The organism is Acinetobacter sp. UBA5984 (assembly GCF_002429925.1).
Lineage (GTDB): Bacteria > Pseudomonadota > Gammaproteobacteria > Pseudomonadales > Moraxellaceae > Acinetobacter > Acinetobacter variabilis.
In genome coordinates this window covers 36,238-57,926 of the sequence record NZ_DJBE01000039.1, presented here as the reverse complement: position 1 = coordinate 57,926, position 21,689 = coordinate 36,238, and the positions used below count along the sequence as shown (strand labels likewise).

Genomic DNA, 21,689 nt, shown 5'->3' with positions numbered 1-21,689 from the left:
GCTGTTACTCCACAATGTACCGGCCGCGTTCGGCTACGGCTGCTTTTACTAAGTCAACGAAAGCGTCGATTGACATAGTACCCAAATTTTTTCCTGAGCGGGTACGGACATTCACCGTACCTTCCTCTACCTCACGGTCCCCAAGTACCAATAAGTAAGGAATACGCTCTAAAGTACGTTCACGAATCTTAAAGCCGATTTTCTCATTTCTCAAGTCAGAAATTGCACGAATTCCGTTTTCTTTAAGTTTCGCGACGACTGACTCACAAGCCTCGGCTTGAGCATCAGTAATATTCATTACACACGCTTGCACTGGTGATAACCAAGGTGGCATAAAGCCCGCGTAGTGCTCAATCAGTATACCAATAAAACGTTCGAAACTGCCAAGAATTGCACGATGCAACATTACAGGCTGATCACGATCGTTATCTTCAGTGACATAAGAGGCATCCAGACGTTCTGGAAGGTTGAAGTCACATTGAATGGTACCGCACTGCCAGATTCGGCCTAAGCAGTCTTTCAATGAGAATTCGATCTTCGGACCGTAGAATGCACCTTCACCTGGTTGTAAATCCCAATCCAGGCCAGCAGCATCTAAAGCATCTGCCAAAGATTTTTCTGCCATATCCCAAAGTGCATCATCACCCACACGTTTTTCAGGACGTGTCGACAACTTCATTTGTACTTCTTCGAAGCCAAAATCTTTGTATACGTCTAGTGTCAATTTGATAAAGTCTGCAACTTCAGTACCGATTTGTTCTTTGGTACAGAAAATATGCGCATCATCTTGGGTAAAGCCACGTACACGCATAATGCCGTGTAAAGAACCTGACGGCTCGTTACGGTGACATGAACCAAACTCCGCTAAACGGATTGGAAGATCACGATATGATTTTAAGCCCTGGTTGAACACTTGCACATGACAAGGACAGTTCATCGGTTTCACGGCATAGTTACGGTTCTCTGAATGAGTCGTAAACATGTTTTCAGCATAGTTCGCTGCGTGACCTGATTTTTCCCAAAGCGTGAAATCAACTACTTGTGGTGTACGGATTTCAAGGTAACCATTTTCTTGCTGAACTTTACGCATGTATTGTTCAAGCACTTGATAAATGGTCCAGCCGTTCGGATGCCAGAACACCATACCTGGTGCTTCTTCCTGCATATGGAACAAGTCTAAGGCTTTACCAATTTTACGGTGATCGCGTTTTTCAGCTTCTTCAATACGTTTGATATAAGCTGCGAGCTGTTTCTTGTCAGCCCAAGCTGTACCATAGATCCGTTGCAGCTGTTCGTTTTTCGCATCACCGCGCCAATAAGCACCGGAGATTTTAGTCAGCTTGAATGATTTTAAGAATTTGGTATTTGGTACGTGCGGACCACGGCACATATCCAGATAGTCCTGATGGTAGTACAGGCCCATTTGAGTTTCTTCAGGCATGTCTGCGATCAGGCGCAATTTGTATTCTTCACCACGGGCTGTGAATTCTGCAATCACTTCATCACGTGGGGTCATTTTTTTCACGACATCATAGTCTTGATCAATGAGCTTTTTCATACGCTCTTCAATCGCAGCCATGTCATCTAAAGTAAATGGACGTGGCATCCAGATGTCATAGTAGAAACCTTCTTCAATGACTGGACCAATGACCATCTTTGCTTCTGGGAACAATTGCTTAACGGCATGACCCACCAAGTGTGCGCAAGAGTGACGAATAATTTCGACACCTTCTTCATCTTTAGGCGTGATGATTTGTAAGGTTGCGTCTTCAGTAATCAGATCGCACGCGTCCACTAGACGATCGTTTACACGACCTGCAACAGTATTTTTTGCTAGACCAGGACCGATGCTTTGAGCAACTTCCATCACAGATACGGCGTGATCAAACTGTTTTTGATCGCCATTTGGCAAAGTGATAATTGGCATATGAAATCCTTAAGGAGTGATGCCCCGTACCATGGAGCATGTCACCGCGAGATTATGATCGAGGGAGAACCTCAAAAGATAAAAACGGTGGATAAATAAAAAATCACCTAGAATTTTACACGGCTTGGGCCAATGATTAAACCTTTTCCCTAATAAAAATAGGATTTATCACCAAAAAGTTCTTTTGAGCTGCAATGAGTTAAGATGATTATTCGCTCAAGAATTATTTATTCTCTCAAGGTTTGCCACGCTTCAAATTACCCTTCAGCATAGACATACAATTGAGAAAACTGAGGAATGATGGCTTCACTTTGGGTCGGCCTTAAAAACACGTAATCATCGACTTTCAGTTCACAAGATTTCGGTACCAGAACCATTTCCTGATTGCTACTACGTCCATATAAAACATGCGGCTGGCTTTTTTCTGGAAAATAATAGTCCGCCTGCCAGTAACCACCATAAACGAATAGCGCTTTATAATGATGCGGTAGATGATTAAATACTTTCAGACCAGGAATCTGGCTATAAGGCAGCACTTTTAAAATCGGAGTGGCGATCCACAAAGCACATTTTAAAGCAGAGAGATTGGCCAGATCAAAATCACTGGGTTTAAGTAGCATGGAACCAAAAGCTAGATCATTACAGACACTCTGCTGGCAATGCTGCATAAAGGTCGGACTGCCGCCACCATTAAAACATAGATTTTCATGCCATAAATCAGGAAATTGCTGTTGCAGCGTCAGCTTGAATTGCTGATAAATCTGGTGTGATTGCTGATAACTTTTTTCAGGTCTTTTGAGAATTTTTGGCAGTTTGGCTACATGCGCATCATAGCCCATTAATCCGGAAAACTTTAGATACAGTAGATGCTGCCGAATTAAATTAAGCATGGTTACGAACTGCTCCTGACTGCTTACTCCTCCGCGATGTAGGCCCACATCAATTTCAATATTTATATTCAAGCAGAGATTCAGGTTTTGGGCGAGTTGCAGATACTGCTCCAAGCGTGCTTGACTATCGATCAGCCATTGAATATTTACTTGAGGATTTAAGCCCTTTTGACTAAACAGGCTTTGATAAAAGCGCTGCGCTGCATGAATCGGCATTGGTTTACCGAGCAGAATGTCCGCTTGCTGAAATGCTCCGATAATTTCCCGAAGATGTGGCAGATGAACTACCATAAAACATTGGGTATTCAGCTTTTCACTAGCGAATTGAAGCAACTTGGTACTGGCTAGAGATTTCACCGCCAGACGAGGCTTTAACTGCGGAGGTAATTTTGCCTGCACAACATCCAGATTATGTTGATACTGAGCCAAATCCAGAATCAGTTGTGGTGCACCCGTACCCTGCTGTTTTAGGTCTTGAGTCAGTTGCTGAAAATAAGTTGATCGCACCTTCTACTCCTGTTACTTAACCAAAAACAGTTGTTTTAAGTAGGGATTCAGCCATTTTTTTTTGCGGATCCAGCTGCTGACGTAGCGCCATAAATTCACCCCATCTTGGATATAAGTCGCGCAGTGATGCGGCATGCATGCTATGCAATTTTCCCCAATGTGGTCGCCCCTGATATTTCTGAAAAATCGGTTCCACTAGATTAAAAATGACGTGATAATCCTGCTTATAAAATTGATGGATAGAAATTGAAACTGAATCCCGCTGATAAAATGGACTGAGCCAGATTCATCCGCTTTGACATAACGAAACTCGATCGGAAAGAACATCGGCACACGATGCTGCCTTAGACAATGCAGCACTTCTTCCAGACACTGCAAGCCTAGTTCGACAGGAATCTGGTATTCCATTTCATTAAATCGGGTATTGCGCGGTGTAGGGAAAATCTGACTGGACCAATCCACAAAACAGGTCGGTTTGACAAAAACACCGAGCAGCTTTTGCAGATAAGGATTGGTAGACGGCAATAACCGTGTCAATTCAGAACATAACATCAGTAAACTGTCTTCTGATGGCCAGCTTTCTTTTCTCGACTGGAGAATTTCATCCGTTTCATCTAGTGTTTTCAGCATGACCTGATCAGCATGTAAAAATGCCCAAAACTCAATATGCCGATGCTGATGTTTCCATTGATCGATATTGGAAAATATGTCTTTTAACGAACATAACCAGATCTGTTCTTTTAATTTATAACGCGGCCGATTTTGCAGGTTAATTTTAGTGAGTATTCCGAGACTGCCCAGTGCCACCCGGCCCGCCTAAAAAATTTCCGTATTTTGCTGCTTATTACATTGCAATAATTCGCCATCTGCAGTCAGTAACTGAAAGCCTTGAACGAAAGCAGATAGACACGGTAAATCAATTCCCGTGCCATGCGTACCGGTCGAGATGGCACCCGCCAGACTTTGCTGATCGATATCACCTTGGTTGATCAAAGCCTGATTCAGAGGGGCTAGATATTCACCCAGCTCATATAAAAGCGTACCTGCCTGTACAGTACATTGAGCTGTCGCTTCATTTGCATCTATCACGCCTTTGAAATGATCCAGACGAATCAATACCTCATCAGTTTTGGCTAGCGCACTGAATGAATGTCCTGCACCCGCCACACGAATCTGTGCATGTGACTTTACCAGAGTTTGTAATTCATTGATTTTTTTAGGCTCGAAAGTTTGAGGAGAACTGTACTGGCTTCCCGACCAGTTACTCCATGTTGCATCCGCCTGTTGTATTTTCATTATTATTCCTTGGCTGAGGCTATTTTTAACACCCATTTAGAGTAAAATACCTAAAAAGGCAAATATGGGAACCCATAGGTTCAAAAAAATCAGTGCTTAAAAATAATTTTATTAATATTCAATTATTTAATTTTTTAAAATTATGCATTCTCACTCGACTAAAGCATAACTGCAAGACTTCCAAGAATTGCATATCTTTTTTAACAGGATATGAAAAATAAATATAGAACGGAGTTTTACAATGGTTAAGGCATACGATGAATTACCGCGCACCCCTGCCAATTTTGTAGCGCTGTCACCTTTGCGCTATCTCGATCGCGCGGCTTATATCTACCCGAATCAAAACGCGATCATTCATGGTAAGCGTCGTATTACCTGGCGTGAAAAATACAATCGTTGCCGTCAGTTTGCCCACCAACTCCAAAATTTAGGCATCGGTAAAAATGATACCGTTTCAGTTTTATTGCCAAACGTACCTGCAATGATTGAAGCACACTTTGCTGTGCCAATGGCGGGTGCGGTCCTGAATACTTTAAATACCCGTCTGGATGCCAAAACGTTGGCGTTCATGCTGGAACATGCTGAGACTAAAGTACTGCTGGTCGATCCAGAATTTTCTGCAGTTGCAACAGAAGCTTTGGCATTAATTCCACAGCAAGACATTTATGTGATTGATGTGGCTGATGAAGAATTCGAGGGGGAAGACACCCGTATCGGCCAAATTGAATATGAAGACTGGTTGGCTCAAGGCGATACCAATTTTGAATGGCATTTACCGGATGATGAATGGAATGCGATTAGCCTGAACTACACTTCTGGAACCACAGGCAACCCGAAAGGCGTGGTTTACCATCACCGTGGCGCTTATATTAACGCAGCCAGTAATATCATTGCTTGTGGCATGATGCCGCGTGCCACTTACTTATGGACCTTACCGCTGTTCCACTGTAATGGCTGGTGTTTTGCCTGGACCATGGCAGCCAATGGTGGTACGAACGTCTGCTTACGCAAGGTTGATCCGGAACTGATCTTTAAACTCATTGCTGAACATAAAGTGGATTATTTCTGCGGTGCACCAATTGTACTGTCTATGCTGATCAATACTCCTGAAGAGAAAAAGACCAAGTTTGATCATCGTGTCGAAGTGATGGTAGCCGGTGCTGCGCCTCCTGCTGCAATCATTGAGGGCATGCGCAATATCGGTATCAATGTGACTCACGTCTATGGTCTAACTGAGACCTACGGCCCTTCTGCGCTCTGTGCGTCTCAGGCAGGCTGGTCAGACCTGTCGATTCAGGAACAAGCACAACTGCATTCTCGTCAAGGTGTACCATATCCACTGCAAGACGGCATGAAAGTGCTTGATCCTGACACTATGCAGGAAGTGCCACATGATGGTCAGACCATGGGGGAAATCATGTTCCGTGGCAACATCGTCATGAAAGGTTATTTAAAGAACCCGGAAGCAACTGCAGAAGCCTTTGCTGGTGGCTGGTTCCATACTGGCGATCTGGCAGTATGCCAACCTGATGGTTATGCAAAAATTACCGACCGCTCTAAGGACGTGATTATTTCAGGTGGTGAAAACATTTCATCGCTGGAAGTGGAAGAAGTGCTCTATCAGCATCCTGCTATTCTCACGGCAGCCGTGGTGGCAAAACCAGATCCACGCTGGCAGGAAGTACCATGTGCCTTTGTCGAACTGAAAGCAGGACAAACTGCTACAGCAGAAGAGATTATCGAATTCTGCAAGCAACATCTGGCGCGTTTTAAAGTACCTAAAGATGTGGTGATTACCGAGATTCCAAAAACTTCAACCGGGAAATTGCAGAAATTTATCCTGCGTGACTGGGCTAAAGAACGCTCTCAAGGTGAATTTTCTTAATTTATTAAGACCCTAGCATCCAGCCCTACTCCTGAAATTTCTTTTTTAATATTGAGAAAGAAAAATTTGGTGAGTGGGGCTTTTTTTATATTCAGAATAAAGACAATTAGTGTATTTAAGTGCTGATTAAGGTACTTATTCTGAGAGATGCCTTACCAAATTAAAGATAAAGAATGCGATCCATCAAAGAAGTTCGCATCCACATGCTTATTTTTAGGCAATAAAAAACCCCAAGACTTAATACGCTTGGGGTTTTTCAAAATCTTGGTCCCGAGGGTCGGACTCGAACCGACACGTCATCTCTGACAGCGGATTTTGAGTCCGCCGCGTCTACCAATTTCACCACCTCGGGAGTGGATGACGGCTATATTACTCTGTTTCAAAAACTTGTCAACGCAGAAAAAACACATTTGCCTAATTTTAAAACAATTCTTATTTTTTTGTTTTATAATCGAGCAATTCCCGCCATAAAAAAGAAAAAAGTTTATACTAGCCGCAGTTTTTTTATCGTAAATTGTCATGCAACTTTCTGATTTTAGTTTCGATCTCCCTGATGAGCTGATTGCTCGCTATCCTCTTGAACAACGTAGTGCTTCTCTCCTGTTACACCTTGATGCACAAGGCCAATATCACGATCACCAGTTCACCGATATTTTGGATTTATTGAATGAAGGCGATTTGCTGGTTCTGAACGATACCAAAGTGATGAAAGCGCGCCTGAAAGGTAAACGTGCCTCTGGTGGTGCAGTTGAATTACTGGTTGAGCGTATGATGGATCAGTTCATTGCGCATTGTCATATCAAGGCCAGCAATACACCCAAAGCCGGTGCAGAATTATTTATTGGTCCAGATGAAGTTAAAGTCACCGTTCAAGGCCGTCATGAAAATCTGTTTATTGTCGAATTTTCTCAGCCGATTTTAGATGTTCTAGACAAATACGGCGCACTGCCAATTCCCCCCTATTTCAATCGTGAAGCAGAAGAAATTGATACGGTTCGATATCAGACTGTCTTTAATGATCCAACTAAACTGGCCAGTGTTGCTGCTCCTACCGCTTCGCTGCATTTCGATGAAGAGTTGCTGAAAAAACTGGAAGAAAAAGGCATTCAGAAAACCTTTGTGACCTTACATGTCGGTGCAGGTACATTCCTGCCGGTTCGTACCAATGATATCGAAAATCACATCATGCACAGCGAATGGTGTCAGGTATCGGATGAATCTATGGAGCTGATCAAAGCCACCAAAGCGCGCGGCAATAAAGTGATTGCTGTGGGGACGACCGCAACCCGTGCGACCGAAAGTGCGGCTCAGGCCAATGGTGGTGAACTAAAAGGCTGGACCGGTGATACTCAAATCTTCATCTATCCGGGTTATGAATTCAAAGTGGTGGATCGTCTAATCACCAACTTCCATTTACCGGAATCTACCCTGCTCATGCTGGTTTCAGCTCTATCTAATCGCGAAAATATCCTGAATGCTTACAAACATGCGGTTGAAAGCAAATACCGCTTCTTCAGTTATGGCGATGCCATGCTAATTGATCAAGCGCAATAATCAGCAGGAACCCTCCCGATGCCGATCGAGTCTGTGCAGCACTCCATTCATATTCGACGCAAGAAAAATGCAGTAGTGTTTCGCAACATCGCCCGGCTCTGGGATCTGGGTCGTCAGGCCAAAAGCCATCAGGAATTATTGGATGGCTTGCATCCATGGAACGGCCCAATTAGCTTAAAATTTGAAAATAATTTACCGCTTGCTCTGGCCGGAATCGGACTCTTTCTGATTGGTTGCATTTTTGTAGCGCCTGCTAATATCTGGATGCAAATCGGTGTTTTCTTTGGATGCCTACTGGTATTCTGGGCTTATATCAGCTATGAACATCGAAAGCCACTGGATGAAGTCATTCGCTATCTGGAAGATGAGGCGCTCGCCAAAAAATACCAGCTGGCTTTTCAGAAGCAGCCACAACATATCTCGATTCCACTCAATCCCGTACATTTTATTAACCATTTAAAACGTCTGTTCCCGGTATTTAATCAAGGCTCTCTGAGTAATGAAATTTCACGCTATGCCAGCACTGTCTGGGAAGATGAAGATGGTCAACAACATCAGGTTCTGGTCTTTCAATATCATTATGTGCATGAAGTTCAGGTACGCAATAAGGAAGGTCAACCGGTCAAACTGACCCAGGTACATAAAGACCTTTGGGGGGTATTTGTTTTTGATGTTCAGATTCAGGGGCTAGCCGTGACTACCTCCAGAAAAAAATTTCATTATCCTTATGCTTATCCTTGGCACAGCAGCGACATTCGCACCAACCAGAAATTAAATTTCTTTGGCAGCGATCCGATGCAAATGGCGAAACTGCTCACGCCTGGTTTTGTACTTCGACTGGCGGACTTTTTTGAGCAGCGTCAGGGCGATTTACTGTTTCATCCAGAAAGCCATATGCTCTGCTATCTGGGACCACATGATTTATTTCAGGTATCCAGTAAACACCATAAAATTACCGATATTTCCACATTGCGTGGCCATCTCAGAACGTTTAAATTAATAGAGTTGGAAAAGTTACGTACTGATCTGACACAATTTTTAAAATAATTATTTTTTTCTGGGGGTTACTTTTATGGGATTTTTCGTTTTTGTCATTATCCCGCTTTTGGTCATTATTGCCATTATCATGATTCGTAACAGCATTGTGCGCCATCATAACTCCACTATTCGTGCATGGTCCGATGTCGCCAGTTATGAACGGCAAAAACTAAAAATCCTGGATGGTCTGCAACCTCTGGTTGAGCAATATTCCAGTTTTGAAAAAGGGACTTTAGAGAAAGTTACTGAACTGCGCCAGAACATTATGAACCTGAATATTCAGGATGCCGATATTGCCCAGTTACAACGGGTTGAAAACCTAAATAAAGAACTGATGCGCAGCCTGAATGTGGTGATTGAAAACTACCCTGAACTAAAAGCAAATGACATTTACCTGAAAATGATGAATGAAATTGAAGAACAGAATGAAAATGTCGGTGCTGCGATTACCATCTACAACCGTAATGTCGAACTCTTCAATAATCAGATCCAGATTTTCCCGCATAATATTATCAATAACATGTTTCTCAAAAAGAAAGCAGTACGCCCTTTCCGTGACCAGACCGTGAGTCAGAACTTTGACTATCGTCCAAACTTCCACTGAGAAAAATCATTACATTTTATAGTTTTAGATTTGCAATCCATTGGCTTATGATGAAATAGCGAGAGATAAAGCAATACACTTATAAAACCTAATAAAAAGAATAAAAAATCATGCTGGATTATTTAGAACACTTGCAACAGATGCTGGTCAAGGACTTTTATCAGCTGTATGACCGCTATCAGGATGATGAAATCTATGCCTGTAGTCTGGTCTTTGATGAATTTTTACTGCTGGATGATCTGGCGATTTCCACAGAACGTAGCTTTTTTCAGGACCCTGAAGATCCACAGCAATATCTGGCCGAACGGGATCGCTGGAATGTACGAAAATGGCGCTATAAAAGCCAAAGCTCTTCACAATCTGAACTCGTGCCTTTTAAAACTTTGCTGGCAGAGTATTTTACAACCCAGCATAGTTTTGGCCATCCTGTCTTAGCCCAGCAAAAACAGATTCCTGCTACTCACTTGGATTTACTGCTAGAAACTTTTAAGCAAACCAAACATAAACTATCTGAAGCTTATGGTCTGGATCTAGATTCGATTATTTTTTTCCTCAGCGTTCCGCCCCAACCCGAATGTGAATGCCAATCGGCACTTGAACTCAATTCTGACAGTCGCTTATTGCAGGACTTTTTAGCTTCCAGACAGACCCTGTCTCAATCGACAGTCAATAAGCGTTTAAAACTCTCGCAAAGTGACAAAGACATCCTGATCGACCTGGAACAAATGCTCACGATAGAGCCTTATGACTATTTGCAAGTGGCGCAGGATGCCTATTTACTGACGCTGGAATCTTATTTTGTCAACAGCAATATCTATATCCAAAAACTGATCCAGCATATTGCTGCCATGGCGGCTGAACCCGATGGTAGCTGTGCCTTGAGCCGGGAAGAAATCATGCAGCGTTTACAGCAGTTTTCTGCAAATTCACCTCTTTCACCTGATATTTCCCCTATTCATCGATAAATAAAATTACAGAGTGAATTCTCTACAATGCTGGCGTTTAAGGTCAGAATCAAGGAAAATAGCGCCCTTTAATTCGCATTAGTAATCAGCGAACTGTTTTTTCGCCTTGATTTGGAACTCTTATGAAGTTTGAAAAATTAGGTCAGTCGGGTCGTGCCCGTCGTGGTCGTTTAACGCTTGAACATGGCGTAGTAGAGACACCCGTCTTTATGCCAGTTGGTACTTATGGCACCGTCAAAGGCATGTTGCCACGTGATGTTGAAGGCATTAAAGCGCAGATTATCCTCGGTAATACCTTCCACTTGTACCTGCGCCCGGGTCTTGAAGTCATCAAGCAGCATGGTGGCCTGCACGGTTTCATGAAATGGGACAAACCGATTCTGACTGACTCAGGCGGCTTCCAGGTCTTCAGTCTGGGTGCAATGCGCAAGATTGAAGAAAAAGGCGTGACCTTCCGCTCCCCGATCGATGGTTCAAAAGTTTTCCTTTCACCTGAAATTTCGATGGAAATTCAGCATACGCTGAACTCCGATATCGTGATGATTTTTGATGAATGTACGCCTTATCCAGCGACCCATGAAGAAGCGCAAAAATCTTTGCAGCTGTCTTTACGTTGGGCTGAGCGCTGCAAGAAGCATCATCATGATGAACTCAAAAATAAAAATGCCCTGTTCGGGATTATTCAGGGCGGGATGTATGAAGACCTGCGTGATGAATCCTTAAAAGGCCTGCTTGAGATTGACTTCGACGGTTATGCGATTGGCGGTCTGTCTGTCGGTGAACCGAAAGAAGAAATGATCAAGGTGCTGGATTATCTTCCGAACAAAATGCCGGAAAGTAAACCGCGCTACCTGATGGGTGTCGGCAAACCGGAAGATATCGTTGAAGGTATCCGCCGTGGTGTAGACATGTTCGACTGCGTTATGCCAACCCGAAATGCACGTAACGGTCATTATTTCGTGACCGATGGTCTGGTGCGTATCCGTAACAGCCAATATCGTCATGATCAAAGTCCGCTTGATCCACATTGCGACTGCTATACCTGTCAGAACTTTACCCGCGCCTATCTGTTCCATTTAGAGAAATGTGGAGAAATGCTAGGTTCTATGCTCGGTACCATCCATAACCTGCGTTATTACCAGCGTTTTACCGAAGATATCCGCAACGCGCTGGATAACGGAACTTTTGATGAATTTGTTCAGGACTTTTACGCTCGTCGTGGCCTGGAAGTTCCACCTTGTCCACAAGATTAATCTTTCAGCATTTGCGCTGAGGAAAAAGACAGGGTAAATTGCAAGAATATGTCAATTTATTATCAAGTTGATCACCAGTTTTTTATTTTAGGAAAATGAAATGAGCCTATTTATTTCGACTGCTCACGCTGCAGGTGAAGCTGCACAACAACCGAGCTTGATGGCTAACCTTTTGATGATTGCGGTTTTTGTTGCAATCTTCTATTTCTTGATCTGGCGCCCTCAATCAAAACGTGCCAAAGAGCACCGTGCTCTGGTTGACAGCCTTGGCGTAGGCAGCGAAGTCGTTTTTGCAGGCGGCTTAATGGGCAAAATCACTAAAATTGAGGGTGATTTCGCAGTCGTTGAGCTGAGCCGCGGTGTAGAAGTCAAAGTTCAACGTGCGAGTGTGATCTCAGTTCTGCCTGAAGGCACTTTAAATAACATTTAATCAAAATTAGTCGTGCTCCCCGCACGACTTTTTCATTTTAAGAAGAAAACGAATGCGTTACCCAGCATGGAAATATGTGCTGATCCTGGTTGTCCTGGTGGTCAGTACTTTATATGCCCTGCCAAGTTTGTATCCAGATGAACCTGCTGTACAGATTTCGGGTGCCAAAGCCGGTACTCAGATTGACGCAGGCATCGTACAAAAAGCAGAGCAGATTTTAACAACTGAAAATATTGCAACTCACGACAATAGCTTTAGTAATAACGCTGCTTTATTACGTGTAGATTCAAGTGAAGCACAGCTGAAAGCCAAAGAAGCTTTACGCCGTGGTTTAGGTGATGAATACGTCGTAGCACTTAACCTTGCTCCAACCACCCCAGAATGGCTACAGAAAATTGGTGCCAAACCAATGAAACTGGGTCTGGACTTACGTGGTGGTGTTCACTTCCTGCTTGAAGTGGATATGGACAAGGCGATTGCACAGCGCATGGACACCTCTGCAACTGACCTGCGTCGCCAGCTGCGTGATAACAACTTGAAATTCAATAGCCTGAATTTAAGCAACAACACCATTGTTGTGCAGTTTGCCAATAATGATGATCGTGCTGCTGTCATGGATTTCTTGCGCCGTAATGGCAATGAATTCAACCAGCAGGCCGTGGCGACTGAAACCGGTTCGACTTTACGCCTCAACTATACCGATACGCGTAAGCAAGAAATCGAATCTTATGCGGTGAACCAGAACTTAACTACTTTACGTAACCGTATTAACGAGTTAGGTGTGGCTGAAGCATTGGTACAAACCCAAGGCAGCAACCGTATTGTGGTTGAACTACCGGGTGTACAGGATACCGCAGAAGCAAAACGTGTCTTGGGTCGTACAGCGAACCTGGAATTCCGTCTGGTGTCTGATCTGAATGATCAATACATCGATCCTTATACTGGTCAATTAAATGGTACAGCTCCAGCAGGTACTCAGGCATTTGCTTATGAATCTCTGGACAGTGGTCGTCAGTTATTGCTGAACCGTAACCGTATTTTGACCGGTGAACGTGTACAAAATGCATCTTCTGGCTTTAGTCAGGATACTGGCGGTGCTGAAGTTAATATTACTTTGGACAGCGCTGGCGGTAAATTGATGGCAGATGCCACACGTAATGCCGTAGGCAAACGTATGGCGGTACTGTTCATCGAGAACAAGCAAAAGATCAGCTACGTAGAGGACCCGGCAACTGGTGCACAAACTGAAGTGCGTACACCATATACTGAATCTGTGGTGATTAACGCTGCAACCATTCAGGCAGTATTGGGTTCTCAATTCCGTATTACCGGTCTGGACTCACCTCAGGAAGCTTCTGAGCTTGCCTTGATGCTACGTGCCGGTGCGCTGGCTGCGCCTATGTATTTCGTTGAAGAACGTGTGATTGGTCCAAGTCTGGGTCAGGAAAATATTGATAAAGGCGTATTGTCGACTCAAATCGGTTTCATCTTAGTTGCAATATGGATGGTCGTATTCTTCCGTCTATTCGGTGTCATTGCCAACTTCGCACTGGTCGTTAACCTGGCAATGATTCTGACTGTCATGTCATGGATTGGTGCTTCCCTCACCCTGCCGGGTATTGCCGGTATCGTAATTACCATCGGTATGGCGGTCGATGCCAACGTATTGATCTGTGAGCGGATACGGGAAGAAATGAAATGGGGCGCCTCGCCGAAACAGGCAATTGTGGCCGGTTATGATCGGGCCTATAACACCATTTTCGATTCGAACTTAACTACCTTCTTGGTAGCGTTCATTCTGTTCGCAATTGGTACCGGTCCGATCAAAGGCTTTGCTGTCACCCTGATGATTGGTATTGTCTGCTCAATGTTTACGGCGATTACCGTAACCCGTGCGATCGTACAGATCATCTATGGCAAAAAACGTAACTTGAAAAAGTTGAGCATTTAGGAGATCGACGATGACTGAAAATACTCAACTGAATCAGAAACAGTACGGTCGCCCTGAAGATGAACGTATCATTCCGTTTATGAAGATTGCATTGCCTGCAGCAGTGTTCTCTATCATCCTGACGGTTGCCAGCATCTTCTTTATTGCGACCAAAGGCTTGAACCTCGGTCTGGACTTTACCGGTGGTGTATCAGCAGAGCTGAACTATACCAATCCAGTAAAATCGGAAGATGTGACTCAGGCACTCAGCAAAGCTGGCTTTGATGATGCGGTCGTGCAGACTCTGGGCTCGGAACGTGACCTGATGGTACGTATGCCGGTTCAGGAAGATATTGAAGCAGAAGACCTTACCAAAGCCATTACCGCAGCCGTTCAGCTGCCCGGCAATGCAGCTCAGGTGCCTAAGGTCGATGTAGTCGGTGGACAGGTCGGTAACGAGCTGTATGTGCGTTCTGCGGGTGCAGTTGCCCTTGCCCTGTTGCTAATGCTGGTCTATGTCACTATCCGCTTTGAGTTCAAACTGGCGATGGGTGCTGTACTGTCATTGTTCCACGATATCGTGGTGACGATTGGTATCTTTGCCATGATGCAGTGGCCGTTTGACCTTACTGTTTTGGCAGCCGTACTGGCGATCATCGGTTTCTCACTCAACGATAACATCGTGGTTTCTGACCGTATTCGTGAGAACTTCCGTAAGATCCGGGGTGCCGAACCTGTTGAAATTATCAATATTGCCTTGACTGAAACCTTACGCCGTACCATTCATACTTCTATGACTTTATTACTGGTTGTAGTGGCCATGATGATCATGGGCGGTGCTGGCCTGAAATGGTTCTCGATTGCGATGTTTGTAGGTGTCTTTGTCGGTACCTATTCTTCGATCTATATCGGTACAGCCTTCGCCCTGTGGCGCGGTCTGAATCGTCAGGACTTTATTGTTCAGGTGAAACCAGAGTTTGAAGACGAAAATCAGCTTCCATAAGCTGCCCGTTTTCAATTTCACTATTCAGCCCATCTTATGATGGGCTGAATTATTTCTGGTCTAAGAAAATTGCTGCGGAGGCACGATGGCAATTACAGGATGGATTTTAGCTACATCAGATTTCTGGAAACTGACCTTGCGGCTTTCATCCAGACTTTGGATCTGATAGCTGTCTTGGCTTTCCGAAATCAGCTCCACAATGAGTTGCAGTCCATTAATTAAATAAAGACACATCAAGCCAGATGGCTGTAAATCAGCTTGCTCATCACAGACCAACCACCAGCCTGCTTTTAGGCTCGGAAAATAATACTGTCCTGTGACCTGAATGGCATAATGCTGAGGTTCCAATTTCAACCAAGATACAAGATTTTCTGCCGAATCTATAACTTCCATTTTAAAGGCTTGCTGCTCAACAACCTGCATCTGGAACAAAGTTATTTTTACAGGACTAGATGCCATTTCAATGACAGGTGCTTGAGCACGATCCAATATTAAACTTTCTAAACTCAGTTGCTGTTCCAGCTCGCGTGCAGCCTTTTCTCCAATCTGGCGCTTACTGTTCAATAGCTGGGTAATATAGGCTGCAGACAGACCAAAATGCTCGCAAATCTCTTTGCCATTTTTAAACTGCTGGCTATCAATCAACTGATCAATCACTTTGGCCAGATTATTTCGTCTCAGTTCAAATATTTCCGTGGCACTCATGTTTATTATTTGCTCTTTTCTCTCTTCAGCACACCTTATAACAAAAAAGCCCGCAATTGAATTGCAGGCTTTTCTAATCATGCCTAAAAAGAATCAGTTGCCTTGTACCAGACGGCGGGCACTGATAATTCCCGGCTGCTGTTCAAGACGGGCCAATAGTTTGGAAAGTTGAGCCAAGCCTTTGACTTCAATCAACAGTTTCATATTGGCAATACCATCTGCTTCAGAAATAGTATTTACCTGACGGATATTGATCTGATCCGAGAAAATCACCTGAGTCAGATCTTTGAGCAGACCACGACGGTCATAGGCTTCCACCACGATCTGTACACTTTGGCCACGAGTCGGCTGCATTTCCCAGTCGGCTTCTACTGCACGCTCCGGTTCTTGGCTGATCATACGTACATAATCCGGACAAGCTACCTTATGGATGCTTACACCGCGATTCAAGGTAATATATCCCGCAATCGATTCACCATGCACCGGCTGACAGCACTGGGCTACATGCAGTTCAACGTTATCCAGACCATCAATTAGAATACCATGTGCAGACAAGGTATGGCTGGCACGCGGATTCAAGGCTGGTTTCAGCACCAGTTCAGGCTCATCCTGATCCAGATGCATATGGCGATTGACCTGATTGATCAGAGCATGCAGGCTAATATCACCATTCACCAGACCAATCATAATATCTTCGCCACTCTTCACATTGAAATGGTTGCAATAATCACCCAAGTCGATTGATTTTGGATGAATTGCCAGACGTGCCAATTCTTTATTCAGAATTTCACGACCCACTTCCAGATTCTTACTGCGATCTTGCTGACGGAACCAATGACGTAACTTGTCACGGGCGCGTGCAGTCTTGATATAACCCAGCGAATTGACCAACCAGTCCCGATTTGGTTCACGGTCTTTCTTGGTCAGAATCTCGACCTGTTCCCCGGTTTTCAAGGCATAGGTTAAAGGCACATAGCGCTGGTTGACCCGAGCCGCATAGCATTTGTTGCCGACTTCTGTGTGCACGTGATAGGCAAAGTCGAGTACGGTTGACCCCCGTGGCAACTCTTTAATATCACCATCACGGCTGAACACATAGATTTTTTCGAAGCCTTCAAAATCTTGAATGTGTTCAAAATTTTCAACTTCCTCTTCTTCATCTTTATGCGCACTGGCTTCATTGCGTTCTTGATAATGCTCAATCACTGCACGCAGGGAATGCAGACGATGATTAAAGGAAGTATCGGTATTTTTCGAACCTTCCTTATAGTTGAAGTGCGAGCATACGCCAAGCTCGGCCTCTTCATGCATCGTATAAGTACGAATCTGCACTTCAAGTGACTTGTTTTCCGCAATCACAGCTGTGTGTAAAGAGCGATAACCATTGGCTTTCGGATTAGTAATATAGTCATCAAACTGATGCGGGATATGTCGCCACAATTGATGTACGATCCCGAGCGTGTGATAACACTCAGGCACACTTTTCACCAATACACGCAGTGCACGGATGTCATACAGCTGGTCGAAGCTCAGGCTCTTGCTTTTCATTTTTCGATAGATCGAATAAATGTGCTTCACCCGGCCGTTAATTTCAGCTTCAATGCCGTGTTCTGCCAGCTCTTCACGCAATTTATCAATCACGAACTGAATATATTGTTCGCGTTCCAGACGCTTTTCATTCAGCAAAGAGGCGATTTCTTTATAGCGTTCCGGCGCCAGATAGCGGAAGGCTAGATCTTCGAGTTCCCATTTCAGCTGGGCAATCCCGAGACGATGCGCTAAAGGAGAATAAATGGTGAGAATTTCTCGTGCGACCCGTTCTTGCCGTTCACGTGAAGAATTAGCCAGCTCACGCAGTGCATAGGTACGTTCTGCCAGCTTGATTAACACGACGCGGACATCTTCTGTCACTGAAATCAGCATCTTGTAAATGCCAGATAGGTGCTCACGCTGGTTATTATTGAAGTGGTCTTCCAGGCGTTTATTTTTTTCAATCAGCTCAGACAGCTTACCCATGGACAGCGTGCCTTTGACCAGGCTGTAGACCTGTTCACCGAATTTTTCCTGCACTTCTACCAGTGGCATGACGCCTTCACGTACTGCGCGGTAAAGCATGGCAGCAGACAAGGTATCTTCATCAACATAGAGATGCGCGAGAATATCCGCCATTTCAATACCGGTATAGAAGGTATTAGAGCGATGCTGAACCGTACTTTGTAGCTCTTTTTCTAAGGTTAAACGGGCAACTTCTTCGAGCTGCTTCAGGGGAGCCCCGTCTAATATGCCACGAACCCGATCTAACCATTCAGTCAGATCCTGCTGTGCTTGTTCGGCATGTTCTACAGTCGCCTCCTGTGACAACTCATTGAGCCGCCCAGGCAGTTGCTCACGTACTGTGACCATACCCTTCTCCTACTTTTAGATACATCATCTCTTTGATCGTTTATTTAATTTTCTTTTTCGAACAAGGCAATCGACTCGACATGTCCGGTATGCGTAAACATATCCATCACACCGGCTTTGGTTAGCTGATAACCCTGTTGTACCAGTAGCCCTGCATCTCTTGCGAGCGTAGCGGGATTACATGACACATAAACGATTCTTTTGGCACCAAATTGAGGGATATAATGCATAACTTCTTCTGCTCCAGCACGTGGCGGGTCGATTAATAATGCATCAAATCCTTGATTTGCCCAAGACTGGTGCGAAAAATCTTTGGTTAAATCTTGTGAATAGAACGAAACTTGTGCAATACCATTATGGTTAGCATTTTCTGCACCGCGTTGCGCCATTTCCTCACTCCCCTCAACCGCAACCACCCGACCAGATGCACCAACACAACGCGCCAGTGGCAAAGAGAAGTTTCCTAATCCACAAAACAGATCCAGAACGCGTTCGCCTTGCTGTAATTGAAGCAAATCACATGCCAAGCGAACCATCTGCGGATTGATCGTTGAATTGACCTGAGTGAAGTCCAATGGATTAAAACCGAATTCCACATCAAAGTCATCAAGACCATAGTGTAAGCGTGCTGCCTGTTCAGGCTCATCAATCCGCTTCAAATAATCTTGACCTGCAGGTTGCAAATAAAGCTGCCAACCTTTCTCTAACGTAAATTGGCGTAATCGGTTGACATCTGTTACCGATAATTCTGCAGTTTCACGAATAAGCAACGCAATGTCATGATCACCCATAGCCAATTCTATATGACCAATATCTGCCTGACCATCGAGACTTTGGAGCAATTGTTTAAGACGTGTAACCGATCCAAACTCGCGATCTAGAATCATGCAGCGGTCAATCGAGGTCAGCTTATTGGACTGGTTTTCACGAAAACCAACCACCAGCTTGTCTTTTTGAGGCAGATAACGTACCCCAATCCGGGCTTTACGACGGTAGTCTTCACGTTGTGAACGTAGCGGTGGCAGCCATTCTTCAGGCTGAATCCCGGCAAAATGCTGCAAATGTGATTTCAGAACATCCTGCTTAAGTTCAATTTGGGCATCTGGATGGATATGCTGCATATTGCAGCCACCACAAACGCCAAAATGTGGACACACAGGTTTGGCCCTGATCTCGGACGCCTCACTGAGCAACTCAAGGCTATCTGCCTCTTCCAGTTTTTTGACTTCACGGGTAATGCGGGCACGAACGGTTTCACCTGGCAAGGCATAACGGATAAAGACTTTCTTGCCATGCTTTTCAAGCGGATTGTCCGGATGTGAACCATAGTGAGCGATGCCACGTCCTTCATGTGAGAGTGATTCAACCTGAAAAATATACTCGGATTGCGGTGCTGGACGTGGTTGTGCTCGACGTTTCATGAAAACCTAGGATGTGGAGATGGGAAAATCAAAACGGGTAAATTCAGTTCTTTGTGAGGTTTCACGCCAGACTGATAAAAAATCTGCATGTTGCGGCTGGGTATGCAGGTATTGAATCGTACTCTGCACCAGATGCTGATAATCAGGCAACATCAATTGGCCCTTTAGCAACAGCCAGCGAATATAGACCAACCAAGTATTGAGCACATCACCTTCGCAATAGCTGGTGAGTTGGCTCCATTGCTGGTTACGTACATATTCAGGTACATGATAGCCACCATCACCACGCTTGCCTGGATAACCCAATAAATGAGCAACATCATCCAGTTTCTGAAAATGACGGGCATGAAACATGGCCATAACATCCATCAAATCGACGTGACGCTGATGGTAACGATTCTGGTAGTTATTATAACGCTTTTGCGTATCAATTTCGCCCTCATCGAACAGACTTGGGGCAGATAAGCCATGATACATGGCCCGATAAAGAATAACCGGCAGGTCAAATTGTGAGCCATTCCAACTGACTAGCGTCGGATGACGCTTGTCAAAAATGGATAAGAATTTTTTTAAAATCTCTGCTTCGCTGTACTGTTCACGGCTGAAAGAAAACAGGCGCATGCCCTGTTCATCCATCCATAAACCGGAAATACAGACAATCTCATGCAGTGGCAGACGCTGAAAATCCGAGCCTGATTCCTGACGGCGTAATTTGGTCAGGGCCTGATCCAGATCAGCCTCGGGCAGATCCAGAGCAAACAGATGCGCGCCTGATTTAAGATCGGTTTGGGTTTCAATATCGAAAGTTAAAACAGGCAGGCGCATAAAAGATTTCTCAAAAATTATTCAGGGTCTTGTACAGAGAACAAGCCTGTAGACAGGTAACGGTCACCACGGTCACAGATAATACATACAATCACTGCATCTGGATTTTCTTCTGCAAGCTTGATGGATGCCCAAACTGCACCGCCAGAAGATGTACCGGCACTGATACCTTCTTTTTGTGCCAATTTACGCATAGTACGTTCCGCTTCAATCTGTGGAATATCGATAATATGGTCGATACGACTACGATCGAAAATCGTTGGCAAATATTCTTCTGGCCAGCGACGGATACCGGCAATGCTAGAACCATCAGATGGTTGTAGGCCCACAATCTGAATATCCGGATTCATTTCTTTCAGATATTTAGATACGCCCATGATCGTACCTGTAGTACCCATTGAGCTGACAAAGTGCGTAATCTTGCCGCCAGTTTGCTGCCAGATTTCAGGACCTGTGGTCAGGTAATGTGCTTCGACATTGTCCGGGTTACCAAACTGGTTTAACACCAGACCTTTACCATCAGCCTGCATTTGCAAGGCCAGATCACGTGCACCTTCCATGCCCTGCTCTTTGGTCACTTCAATCAGTTCAGCGCCATAAGCACGCATCGCGTCCTTACGTTCCTGACTCATGTTATTCGGCATAATCAGCTGCATTTTGTAACCGCGCATGGCCGCAACCATCGCCAATGCAATCCCTGTATTTCCGCTGGTCGCCTCAATCAAGGTATCACCCGGTTTGATCTGTCCGCGCTTTTCCGCCTGCATGATCATGTTATACGCTGGACGGTCCTTGACCGAGCCTGCCGGATTATTTCCTTCGAGTTTTGCGAGTACTGTGGCTTGAGTGTGACTAGCCAGACGCTGCAAACGCACCAGTGGCGTTTTGCCTACATAATGGTCCAGTAAAAATTCGTCTGCTTGAAAATCAGGGGTGGTATTACTCATTATTTGCACCTATATCGAGGTGCGGCTATTGTATGAAAAAATGCATTTTCCTGCACCCATTTATAGCAGTGCTTTTGCATAAAACTGTATAAATCACGATCGGCAT

16 protein-coding genes, 1 tRNA gene and 1 pseudogene are annotated in these 21,689 nt (G+C 44.6%); 9 read left to right on the top strand and 9 right to left on the bottom strand.

Going from position 1 to position 21,689, the window contains the following annotated elements; all coding sequences use genetic code 11:
• Positions 1-4: 4 nt before the first annotated feature.
• The 3 genes and pseudogenes from thrS to B3J29_RS05830 form a co-directional block, all read right to left on the bottom strand.
• A complete protein-coding gene (gene thrS / locus B3J29_RS05840; protein ID WP_004783592.1) occupies positions 5-1,927 on the bottom strand; it encodes a threonine--tRNA ligase in 1,923 nt (640 codons plus the stop codon).
• 257 nt (positions 1,928-2,184) lie between these two features.
• Positions 2,185-3,324, bottom strand: a complete 1,140-nt coding sequence (locus B3J29_RS05835; RefSeq protein WP_262735829.1) for an alanine racemase — start codon at positions 3,322-3,324, stop codon at positions 2,185-2,187.
• 12 nt (positions 3,325-3,336) lie between these two features.
• A pseudogene (locus B3J29_RS05830) lies at positions 3,337-4,620 on the bottom strand (D-arabinono-1,4-lactone oxidase).
• 241 nt (positions 4,621-4,861) lie between these two features.
• On the opposite strand from B3J29_RS05830, the gene B3J29_RS05825 reads away from it, so the two are divergent.
• Positions 4,862-6,505 (top strand): acyl-CoA synthetase, encoded by a 1,644-nt coding sequence (locus B3J29_RS05825; RefSeq protein ID WP_005233901.1) that lies wholly within the window; start codon positions 4,862-4,864, stop codon positions 6,503-6,505.
• A gap of 265 nt (positions 6,506-6,770) precedes the next feature.
• On the opposite strand, the gene B3J29_RS05820 is transcribed toward B3J29_RS05825, so the two are convergent.
• A tRNA-Leu gene (locus tag B3J29_RS05820) sits at positions 6,771-6,857 on the bottom strand.
• A 167-nt stretch (positions 6,858-7,024) separates the two neighbouring features.
• Here B3J29_RS05820 and queA point away from each other — a divergent pair.
• From queA to secF, 8 genes are all read left to right on the top strand, one after another.
• Entirely contained in the window at positions 7,025-8,059 is a 1,035-nt protein-coding gene (gene queA / locus B3J29_RS05815; RefSeq protein ID WP_005233900.1) for a tRNA preQ1(34) S-adenosylmethionine ribosyltransferase-isomerase QueA, read from the top strand.
• Between the two features lie 18 nt (positions 8,060-8,077).
• On the top strand, positions 8,078-9,106 hold the full coding sequence (locus B3J29_RS05810; protein ID WP_286964595.1) for a hypothetical protein: 1,029 nt from the start codon (positions 8,078-8,080) through the stop codon (positions 9,104-9,106).
• 25 nt (positions 9,107-9,131) lie between these two features.
• On the top strand, positions 9,132-9,701 hold the full coding sequence (locus B3J29_RS05805; RefSeq protein ID WP_286716323.1) for a LemA family protein: 570 nt from the start codon (positions 9,132-9,134) through the stop codon (positions 9,699-9,701).
• A 110-nt stretch (positions 9,702-9,811) separates the two neighbouring features.
• Positions 9,812-10,666: a DUF4303 domain-containing protein gene (locus B3J29_RS05800; protein WP_286964594.1), complete on the top strand. Its 855-nt coding sequence runs from the start codon at positions 9,812-9,814 to the stop codon at positions 10,664-10,666.
• Between the two features lie 122 nt (positions 10,667-10,788).
• Positions 10,789-11,919: a tRNA guanosine(34) transglycosylase Tgt gene (gene tgt, locus B3J29_RS05795; RefSeq protein WP_286741032.1), complete on the top strand. Its 1,131-nt coding sequence runs from the start codon at positions 10,789-10,791 to the stop codon at positions 11,917-11,919.
• 100 nt (positions 11,920-12,019) lie between these two features.
• Positions 12,020-12,349, top strand: coding sequence for a preprotein translocase subunit YajC (yajC, locus tag B3J29_RS05790; protein ID WP_004783613.1), 330 nt, complete (start codon positions 12,020-12,022; stop codon positions 12,347-12,349).
• Between the two features lie 52 nt (positions 12,350-12,401).
• Positions 12,402-14,300 carry a protein translocase subunit SecD gene (gene secD / locus B3J29_RS05785; RefSeq protein ID WP_286741030.1) on the top strand — a complete coding sequence of 633 codons (1,899 nt, stop codon included), beginning with the start codon at positions 12,402-12,404 and terminating at the stop codon, positions 14,298-14,300.
• A gap of 10 nt (positions 14,301-14,310) precedes the next feature.
• Positions 14,311-15,282: a protein translocase subunit SecF gene (secF, locus tag B3J29_RS05780; RefSeq protein WP_005233894.1), complete on the top strand. Its 972-nt coding sequence runs from the start codon at positions 14,311-14,313 to the stop codon at positions 15,280-15,282.
• A 60-nt stretch (positions 15,283-15,342) separates the two neighbouring features.
• Here the strand turns inward: secF and B3J29_RS05775 are convergent, their stop codons facing one another.
• The 5 genes from B3J29_RS05775 to cysM form a co-directional block, all read right to left on the bottom strand.
• Entirely contained in the window at positions 15,343-15,987 is a 645-nt protein-coding gene (locus tag B3J29_RS05775) for a hypothetical protein (protein ID WP_286964593.1), read from the bottom strand.
• 93 nt (positions 15,988-16,080) lie between these two features.
• Positions 16,081-18,390: a RelA/SpoT family protein gene (locus tag B3J29_RS05770; RefSeq protein ID WP_286964592.1), complete on the bottom strand. Its 2,310-nt coding sequence runs from the start codon at positions 18,388-18,390 to the stop codon at positions 16,081-16,083.
• Positions 18,391-18,434: 44 nt separating this feature from the next.
• On the bottom strand, positions 18,435-19,811 hold the full coding sequence (gene rlmD, locus B3J29_RS05765; RefSeq protein ID WP_286964591.1) for a 23S rRNA (uracil(1939)-C(5))-methyltransferase RlmD: 1,377 nt from the start codon (positions 19,809-19,811) through the stop codon (positions 18,435-18,437).
• 6 nt (positions 19,812-19,817) lie between these two features.
• Positions 19,818-20,636: a 3'-5' exonuclease gene (locus tag B3J29_RS05760; protein ID WP_286741023.1), complete on the bottom strand. Its 819-nt coding sequence runs from the start codon at positions 20,634-20,636 to the stop codon at positions 19,818-19,820.
• Between the two features lie 17 nt (positions 20,637-20,653).
• Positions 20,654-21,583 carry a cysteine synthase CysM gene (cysM, locus tag B3J29_RS05755; RefSeq protein ID WP_286713902.1) on the bottom strand — a complete coding sequence of 310 codons (930 nt, stop codon included), beginning with the start codon at positions 21,581-21,583 and terminating at the stop codon, positions 20,654-20,656.
• Positions 21,584-21,689: the final 106 nt, after the last annotated feature.